Raw genomic sequence first — 9,066 nt, 5'->3', positions numbered from 1 at the left:
GAACCCCCATGGCGACCCTGGAGGAAGGGCAGCGAATCTGGAAGGAAAAGTTCATAGGCTGAACTTGACCTGACAGACACCTCCTAAAAACCGGTCACTGTCAGATCAGATCTGAACTTCTACATATTATTTATAACTCTAGTGCGGCGAAGAATTCTTCTACTGTGTCAGAAACAACCCGCCAATGTGCTGGCTCTGACACACAATCAGTCTCTACCCACATTTGCTTGATTATTCTAGGCTCAGAGTTTTCATCGCTATAATCTACAGCTAACAAAGCGTCACTCCCGATTCCAAAGTCACCAATCACAAGAACCTTACTTGGTATTATATTACCTCCATTCTCAGTAGATAATGAACAAAATTCATAACCATCATCGATATACTTCTGGAACGTTAAAAAAGGGTAGGGATAAAAACACACCTTTTCCTCTTCTGGCATAAGAGCTTTTACAAGATTTTTACTGACATGAGGCGATACATCTTGTTCAATAATATCGCTATTCTCCATTGGCCACCAAGAGTTCGATATTAACCTTAGTAATTTAGGCGGAAGTTCCGCTTTTTGAAGATTCATACGCTTTAACCAAGCAAAGATAATTTATATATAAAGTCAAATCTGTATAGATCTACAATGATCGTCATATAATGTCATTCCATGAGAACATAAAACTAGAGTATTTTTCCCAGGACACTATTGTGTATTCATCAAAATCGTCCTCCAGAACAAAAATCTCTCTTTGCTTAAATCCTTTCTTTAGAAATCCCTTTATTTCGTGCACTGCATCTTCAGGCATGCACTTAATAGCTACATTATCGTTTTTAAAGCGCTCGATGATTTCACTAATCCTATCTGTAACTGAATCGGCGTCTACCTGCTCCATTATGAAGCGCACCATCTCTTTCTTATAATCAGCTTCCATTTTCGACCGATCAGTACTGCTGCTATATTCCTGAGCAATAATCCATAAATCTTCAAACGCGTCATCTTTGGAGTTATAAGATTTACTGCTCTCAATTAGCAGGATATTACCTATCTTCTCTTCTTCGCTGCGAATCTCATATTCTTTTACTTTCATAAAGCCGCATTGACCATGCTCATCCTTATAATCACTAGATATCCCGCAGTCATTAACAATGTGAAATTTTTCATGGCTGCCCTCTAAAGTTTTGTGGGCTTACATCTCCTGTTTATTCCTCTGATGCAAACCATTCTATTTTTTCATGAGAGCAACTCGCATAAACTAACTTGCTGTCTTTGTACATAGCAACATCCTCAGGATAAAATGGGCTCAGAAATTCAAAAGGTGAGGAGACCTTGGACAATATTTGATAACTTTCGGTAGTTAATTCATAGTACTTCATCGTTGCCCCTTCCCCATCTAGCTCTGTACCGGGCCATTCTGAAACTCTTTCCTCTCTTATTAGAAACGGCAACAAATCGGTCTCAAATTGTTGTGCAGCTTTATTAAAGTCAAGATCATCCCTCCAAATAAAACTGAACATCACATCATTACTATTTATCAGCATACTAACTAAAGAGTTAAAAGATTTTTTCAATTTTTATGCCTCGCAGTTAATTTTCGGTACAAGCAGGCCATCATGGTTAAATACACAGACCCAGACCAACACGAGATCTGGATCACCACTCAATCTGCAGAAATTAATTAGTAGTAAAGAAGCAGGTAAGCTAATTAACTACTTGCGACTAAATTAAGGGTTCATCGACCATTTAATCCTAATCTCCTATTCCTTATCAGAGAGCATGTTTAATAACCGCATCAACTTTAGACGATTCTAACCATACCTAAACACCTTTCAGTACCATGAGCCTTCCAAAAAATAGGTTATTCCTTGGAGGGCAGAGACGTAGTAATGCTGATTAGATAACCTGTTTCATATGGCTCTATAGTTGCCCAACAACCAGGTTATGACGACATGAACTTCTACATTTTACTGATAGTGAGGGTACCCCAATATCTCAGCACAGGTTCCCTGAATATACGAATGGCCATAGGGAATATCATCCTCTGGTTTATGTACGGTTTTAATATATGCATATTGCATCATGTGAGCAAACGAAACGAACCTATACACACCAGGATGCTTCGAGCTAAAAAACCAGACACTGGATTCGTTTTCAGGTGATTTCTGATTCAAATTTATTAAATAGACCCCGTTATTAACATAATCACTTATAGCTATAGATTTGCGAAGGTCACTCTTATTAAAGAGTATAGGATCCTGCTCTTCACTAAAGTCTCCATCGTTGGCGTTCCTTCCTAGATTTTCCCCCATAATTGCCTTGTACTCATCAGGGTATAGATCAGAAAAATACCCAACTTTCTTGACTGGTAATACTTGACCATCCTCATCGTCCAATCGAGGCTGAAGCCAACCATTACTTGCCAACAAAAAGTCTCTGTATGACCTCGGTAGAGTAATACCTAATTCTTGTTCCTTCTCGGTGATTTCCAGTTCAAGTGCGGGCTCATATGATTGTCGCTGTCTATCAACAATCAATTGCTCAAGTTCAGTAGCTACGCTACTTTCCGTCAATTGCTCCAAAGTCTCAGATTCCCAACATTTCAGGAATTTTTGCCATAGTTCAGGTGTGCCTTGATATCCACTGTCCCTAACTGCTGTTTTCCCTTTTACAAAAAACTTTGACAATTGTGAGTTGACAGTTACTAGTATTAGTAACCCTACAGCAGCTAATGTCACATAAAAATTTCTCAAATACTCTCTCTTATAACAACAGATTGCTCAAGTGGACATATTGGCCAGTTCCTATTCACAATTACTCCACTAACCGCTTCTTTAAGGATGTCCTAATCTTTTCAAGTCGCTGAAGATCTACAATGCTACCCTTCAACAAATCAATTAGCCGCCTCCAATTATCCTCTTGCTGTACATACCAAGAAAACTTAACATTTCTATAATTTGCCGTAACTATAAGCGCATCATCAACGTTTGCTAACGCGATATCTGATGCTCCAAATGTTTTAAACTCTAGTATATCTTCTTCAAATACGCAGAAAATCTTGTTATAGGAGAGTATTTCCCGAAGCCATACGGCTTTTCCATGCTTCGTAAGATCTTCAAGTTTATTTATTAATCTCAGTTCTTCATTGTTGACTGGTTGAGGCATTACACATTCCTAATTTGGCAATTCCATGAGTATGTAAATATCCGGTGGCCATCAGTAATGATAATTTTTTAGCTACCCTGTTCTTTAGAATTTTTATTATTTCGGTTCCACAGCAGCAAATAGGTTTGGTTCTTTATACCAAAGCACCAATTTCCCCTTGTTAGTCACCAATTCAGCTTTTTGCTCTATCGCCAAAATATTTTCAAGAATTGAGTTGGAGAGAATGCTTTCTTCCACGAAAAAGTTTACTAGCTCTTTCTCCGTCAGAACTCCAGTATAAAACCCGCTGTTACCAAGATTTCCCCACCGCCTGTAGGCCACATACACAATATTTGGCCCACCAAAATCAAGATATACAGCGTTTACCACTTTATCCTTAGAACACGAGTCGAACCATAAATGATTTATATTTTTCCCTTTAAAATTACTTATAAAATCCAAACCAATATCAGCCATTGCAACCATTCCCAAACTAACTTAATAAAGTTTCTTACTGCATGTACTGGACATTTCTACACAAAATGCCACAGGTTTAGGGGACACCCACCAAACTAATTCAACAAAAAAACGACCCCTTCTGCATGTCCACCGTTCAAAACAGCGACCTTCTGAACTCGTTTATAGGTAAATTATAGGCAATAAACCAAGCACCAACCTGTAGAGCCATAATACAGATATGTCCTGGCCTCACTTATGCCAGTTATATGAAATAATATCGAAGATTATGAGGGGCTAGGTTAAGAACAGCTTCCTCGCAGTATGCCTTCCCCTGCACCATTGCTGCCCTAATTTGCTCACTGCCCGTTCCAATTGTGCGACTTTCCCTGCCAGTCGAGGAAAGCGATATCCAAAGTAGGAAACACCATCACACCACTCATTTGGATCTATCTGAATACGCTCCAGTATTGGCCGTATATGCGCCGGTATAGCACCGTTCTTATCTTCCCGAATCGCACGCCCTGTCCAGTCAACCAAGGTCAGGTAGTCGTCTATGTGGAACTGTATATCTGTTTGTAGGTTTTTTGGGCTCTCATGATCCACCAGGTTTACCAGTCTGTTTTTCTGGGGAGGGAGATCGCGATTTTCAATCCGCTCCTGGATGGACGTGTAATCTGATGCCTCTGGTAATTTCGCAATTCCAGCTCTAATCGGGTTCAGGTCCACATAGGTCATGCAGGTTAATAATGCTGCCTCGTCCAATAGAGCTTGTGACTTGAAGCGCCCTTCCCAGAATCTCCCTTTGCATCCGTCTTCCTCATTCGCCTTGCGGGCAATGTGTTCGTTTAAACATCTCATCAACCAACTGATTGACTTGAGTCGTGCTCGCCACTCTTCCACACAATCAGAAAGCTTCAGGAATTCTGTTCTATCCATCGGCGCCCCCTTCAGGTAGGCCTCGACCAATTGGGGTCCCTTAAAAAGCTTCCGCCAACGCTCGATCACTTCATCCTGCGACCAGGAATCAGTCAACTCCGCATTGACTTGCAGCACCACATGGTAGTGATTACTCATGACCGCATAGGCCGCCACATCAATAGCGAAAATATCAGACAATTCAAACAGTCGGTCGACAATCCACTGGCGTCGGTGTTCGAAACTTTGACCTGAGAAATGGTCACTGCCACAGAGAAACGCCCGGCGAACGCAACGGGCTATACAATGATAATAACGAGTATCGGAGAGGGAAATGAGTTCCTTTCTGGCGCGGGTCATCCTTGAACCTTGTACTGGATATTTAAACAGCCTCAAGATTACGGAGCGATAGTCGCTCCGTCAACTAGTTTGTGGATGTCCCTTTCCTACTTCCCCTTAATGCTGTGGGCTCCAATTATGGTTTGGCATCTGGCGAGGGATAGCTCGAATTTATCATGAGACCTAAAAAAGAAAAGTATTGAAAGGACTATTCATTCAAACTTCTTTATAAATAGCCAACCTGGGTTCTTGATCCTTCTTCAACCAGGGTAGTAATCAACGTAATATAGTTCACCGTTCAAAACAAAAAGAAATTGATCGTCATTAGAGCCATAGAATATTGCCTCTTTTACATATTCAGAAGACATATCAATATGAAGATAACTTAAATTTTTATCTCCTATACAATATATTAATCGCTTCTCAACAATCCCAGGGTCCATGAGCCTAGCCTTAGCTATTGATTCATTCATATCACCCTCAAAAACTGAAGCGACCTCCTTAGTCTTTTCACCATGCATTTCATATTTAGATAAAAATATCTTATGAGCACCAGCTAAAAAGTGTGATACCGAATCGATAGCATCTATTCTACATACGCATACAAAAGTTTCTTTGCAATCATAATGAAAGAGAAAGTATTTCCAGCCTTCTGTATTAATCTGATCAAAGCATTTTGCATATGAACTTAGATCGATCTGAACAATATCATTTAGCAATAATTCTTTTTCTTCCACACGCTAGCACCTCAAAATACTGGATATACACTTGTTACCTTCGCTCCATCAAACTCAAGTTTAATGGAAATTCCCTTATATTTCGGACCTAAAATCTCATCAAGTCCGATCAAACTTCTATTACCTGCCACAGCTTTGTAATATGCCTGATTAACAATCATTCGTACTTGAGATCTTGACCATTCATCAGGAAACATTGATGAAGACCCAGGGGGACTCCCTCCCCGTTTAGCTCGTTTACCTCCACCAGCACCAAGCCTGAATACTTTAGCTTTATAGAACCCTAACTTCCCGGTTCCTGGAATTTTCTCTATCGCAATTCCTTGAGGTGCAGCCCCTCCCTCAGCATGGTGCATACCAGTGAGTTTTCTTTTTGCACCTCTAATACCCCTGAATATGTGGCTCCAAAGCTCAAATCCAGGAGGTTCACATGCAGAAGAATTATGACTTAAGACAGATCCCTAGAAACGTTTAGGGGACACCCACCGAACTAATTCAACAAAAAAACGACCCCTTCTGCATGTCCACCGCTCAAAACAGCGACCTTCTGAACTCGTTTATAGGTAAATTATAGGCAATAAACCAAGCAGCAACCTGTAGAGCCATAATACAGATAGGGCCTCGCCTCACTTATGCCAGTGATATGAAATAATATCGAAGATTATGAGGGGCTAGGTTAAGTACGGACCATGGGGTCAGGCCTTACATTTCACATTCTGCCCTCAAACCCTTTCAGAGCCCTACTCACCGTCGCATAACTCACCCCAAAATAAGCTCCGACTTCCGATAGAGTAAAATGTCCAATCAAGTATGCCTGCGCCATCGCTTCATTGCGCGTTCCATATCGCTCTTCATAATAGGCCAAAGGCTTTGGAGCAGACAGTTTCTGTGGTTTGGGAATGTCTGCAAATGATTGCTCCACGTTCAGTTTACATAACATATCGTCCACAAACTGATCAGAGCCAAGATACACCTGGTTCTTCAGTCGTTCCCAAGGTGGAGGTTGATTTTTTCCTTCCTGGACAAATGCCCTATAGCGTTGAACGGCTTCTGCTCGATTGCTGCCAAAGTCGGACAAGATCCAATCGGTGGTTAAACAATCATGGGGGTTGCTGAGTCCGGCGGTAGCCCGGTAACTGCTCCAGGGCCAGTCTTTCGCCGCCCGGACCATTTGGGCTCTCACCGGGTTAAGCACAATATAACGTGCCAGCTCCAAGAGGTAGGAATCTTTCTCGACTAAAATCGCTTTGTACCTGCCCTGAAACACATGCCCTATCCGTTGATGGCGTCGGTTGTATTGTTGGGTATAGGTGCCATTGAGGTATTTCATCCCTTTGGAAAGGGTAGCTGCATTGGTTTCGATTAACAGGTGATAATGGTTCGACATCAGGCAGTAGGCGTGGCATATCCAATGATGCCGATCGCAGGCGCGATTCAGGAGATCCAGAAAAACGGTCCTATCTGTATCATCCTGATAAATATCCTCGCGGGCATTGCCTCGGGAGGTGACGTGATAAAGGGCACCGCTGAACTCGATGCGTAAGGGTCTGGCCATGATTCCACTCCTTTGGAATTGATGGATTAGCTCTCAGCTTAATACTGAATAGGTTGGATGTAAAATGTAAGGCCTGACCCCGCTCCTTCGACCCCGCACCTTCCCTTAAGGACCATCAATTTATGTCTGTCCCTTTAATTTTCAATGAGAATAGTCGATACCTGAGTAATGAATTCCATTCCTCCTCAGGTAATCTTCTTTTGAAGAGTATTAATAAATTCAGCAAAATTCATTAGCTGTTCGTCAATACTTTCAAATGCCTCATCCACGCTCTGAAAGTTCCATTCTTGCAAATTAATTTGCCCATCAAAAACCAGCATCCCGCTCTTTGCCACCCCCTTTTTGAAAAGCAAGGCTAGAGCATAAGTCATTAGCGTAACTAGCATCGTATTAGTCAGAGGGGTCTTTGAATCCGTATTCAATACGAATTGATATTTACTAAACATCAAGTCAGAGAAGTCTTCCATACCTTCATTTATTTGAAATCGAATAGGCGCACTTAAGAGCTTAGACTCATAATCTTCTCCGTGGGCCTCACCAAAGCTTATACTAAGCGCATCCTCTATATCTTTTGCCAAATCAGAAACCCTTCCTGGCTCCCATACGTTAAAATAGAAATCCACATCAATCATAAAAAACCCTTAATATGGCCAAGAAGTGACTTTGTCAGGAAATATAATCATTACTTCCGATGCTTTCCTTTTGATAGAAGAGCTTCCGTTTGCTCGCATAATTTGCCCAACAACATCTTGATGAGTTACGCCAGGCACGAGCCTTACATCAATTACAATCCTGCTAGAACCGGAGCTTTTCTTAAGCTGTTTTTGGATTTCATTACCTATACTCTGAGCACTAACACTGCCGGCATTCTTTTTACCTATGGTTTTAACATCCCAAACTTTATTATCGAAAACCAAATCTGCTCTTGTATGATCTTTAGCTTCAGCTTTTCTACCACGAACTAACACTCTCTTACCTTTATAGCCAGCAATAGACATTGCAGCCTGTATTTCCCAATCATCAGCGTCCCCAGCTGCTCTTACTCTACCATTACCCACTTTCCCATTAAACTTGAAACATCCACCTGCATTATGAGCTAGCAACCCTGAGGATCCGACATAATAAGTATGAGCATTAGCCACAGTAAGGTTATAGACTTTTACTGTGAATATCTCATCAAGAGTGTTCTCAACTATAACTTCACCACTCTTAGTAAGAATTTTATCACCTGAGATTAGCTCGTTCGCATTTTTCCATTCTCCGGACACATAGAACGGATGCTCTCCTGTTGCTGAAACACTCTCTCCATCGCTAGTAATAATAGTGACCAATTCATAAGTTTTTTCGCCTTGAATTAAGTGCACAACACTATTCCACTCCTGCTCACTGGAAGTTTCATCAAAACTAAGAACATAATCGCCAATTTTAACTTCTTCAATTGAAACTAGTCCTCCTGAAGTATGGACTAGAGTCCCTTCCTCAAAACTGTTTTTACATCCTTTAGTAAATATACCTAAAGCTTTTATAGGAAGAGCATTCATTAAAATTGCAATACCTGCATCTTTAGCGGTTAGCTCTTTCTCACCTGTCGCATATTGAAAAAAGCTATATGCGGATTGAGCACGACTGGCAAGAGTACCAATAGTGTTTAGAGATGACATGACTGAACCAAGACTAAAGTTCCCTGTTGGATCGGTATACATCACCGGATCAGCATTCGCATAAAGATACTTATGCAACGTAATTGGGTCAGAGTTAACCCCCATCCAAGTATCCATCTGCGTAAACCGCCCAGTACCCTGATGGGTTCTACCCCGTTTCCACGGACGGTTTTAAAACGGCTGATAACTTCCGATCCTGAAGGGCAACTCTACGCCGCATCCTAGGATTATGGAACCGCTCGATGTAATCAAAAATATCTGCTCGCGCTT

At 41.3% G+C, this 9,066-nt stretch carries 12 protein-coding genes and 1 pseudogene; all 13 read right to left on the bottom strand.

What is annotated here, in order from left to right; genetic code table 11:
• Positions 1-130 precede the first annotated feature (130 nt).
• Positions 131-577, bottom strand: coding sequence for an SMI1/KNR4 family protein (locus BTA51_RS28570; RefSeq protein WP_094712498.1), 447 nt, complete (start codon positions 575-577; stop codon positions 131-133).
• A 64-nt stretch (positions 578-641) separates the two neighbouring features.
• A complete protein-coding gene (locus BTA51_RS28565; protein ID WP_094712497.1) occupies positions 642-1,079 on the bottom strand; it encodes a hypothetical protein in 438 nt (145 codons plus the stop codon).
• Positions 1,080-1,191: 112 nt separating this feature from the next.
• Positions 1,192-1,560 (bottom strand): hypothetical protein, encoded by a 369-nt coding sequence (locus BTA51_RS28560; RefSeq protein WP_141215697.1) that lies wholly within the window; start codon positions 1,558-1,560, stop codon positions 1,192-1,194.
• A 393-nt stretch (positions 1,561-1,953) separates the two neighbouring features.
• Positions 1,954-2,739 carry an SMI1/KNR4 family protein gene (locus BTA51_RS28555; protein ID WP_168188331.1) on the bottom strand — a complete coding sequence of 262 codons (786 nt, stop codon included), beginning with the start codon at positions 2,737-2,739 and terminating at the stop codon, positions 1,954-1,956.
• A 61-nt stretch (positions 2,740-2,800) separates the two neighbouring features.
• Positions 2,801-3,151: a hypothetical protein gene (locus BTA51_RS28550; protein WP_094712495.1), complete on the bottom strand. Its 351-nt coding sequence runs from the start codon at positions 3,149-3,151 to the stop codon at positions 2,801-2,803.
• Between the two features lie 96 nt (positions 3,152-3,247).
• A complete protein-coding gene (locus BTA51_RS28545; protein WP_094712494.1) occupies positions 3,248-3,607 on the bottom strand; it encodes a hypothetical protein in 360 nt (119 codons plus the stop codon).
• Positions 3,608-3,883: 276 nt separating this feature from the next.
• On the bottom strand, positions 3,884-4,864 hold the full coding sequence (locus tag BTA51_RS28540; protein ID WP_094712493.1) for a transposase: 981 nt from the start codon (positions 4,862-4,864) through the stop codon (positions 3,884-3,886).
• Positions 4,865-5,103: 239 nt separating this feature from the next.
• Entirely contained in the window at positions 5,104-5,580 is a 477-nt protein-coding gene (locus tag BTA51_RS28535; protein WP_094712492.1) for a hypothetical protein, read from the bottom strand.
• An 11-nt stretch (positions 5,581-5,591) separates the two neighbouring features.
• Entirely contained in the window at positions 5,592-5,978 is a 387-nt protein-coding gene (locus BTA51_RS28530) for an EndoU domain-containing protein (protein ID WP_256385771.1), read from the bottom strand.
• A 311-nt stretch (positions 5,979-6,289) separates the two neighbouring features.
• Entirely contained in the window at positions 6,290-7,135 is an 846-nt protein-coding gene (locus BTA51_RS28525) for a transposase (protein ID WP_094712490.1), read from the bottom strand.
• A gap of 185 nt (positions 7,136-7,320) precedes the next feature.
• On the bottom strand, positions 7,321-7,767 hold the full coding sequence (locus tag BTA51_RS28520; protein ID WP_094712489.1) for a hypothetical protein: 447 nt from the start codon (positions 7,765-7,767) through the stop codon (positions 7,321-7,323).
• 9 nt (positions 7,768-7,776) lie between these two features.
• Positions 7,777-8,913, bottom strand: a complete 1,137-nt coding sequence (locus tag BTA51_RS28515) for a polymorphic toxin-type HINT domain-containing protein (RefSeq protein ID WP_168188330.1) — start codon at positions 8,911-8,913, stop codon at positions 7,777-7,779.
• 31 nt (positions 8,914-8,944) lie between these two features.
• Positions 8,945-9,066: pseudogene (locus BTA51_RS28510) on the bottom strand (IS3 family transposase); the annotation flags it as partial.

It is taken from the genome of Hahella sp. CCB-MM4 (assembly GCF_002260525.1).
Classification (GTDB): domain Bacteria; phylum Pseudomonadota; class Gammaproteobacteria; order Pseudomonadales; family Oleiphilaceae; genus Hahella.
This window is presented reverse-complemented; position numbering and strand designations above follow the sequence as displayed.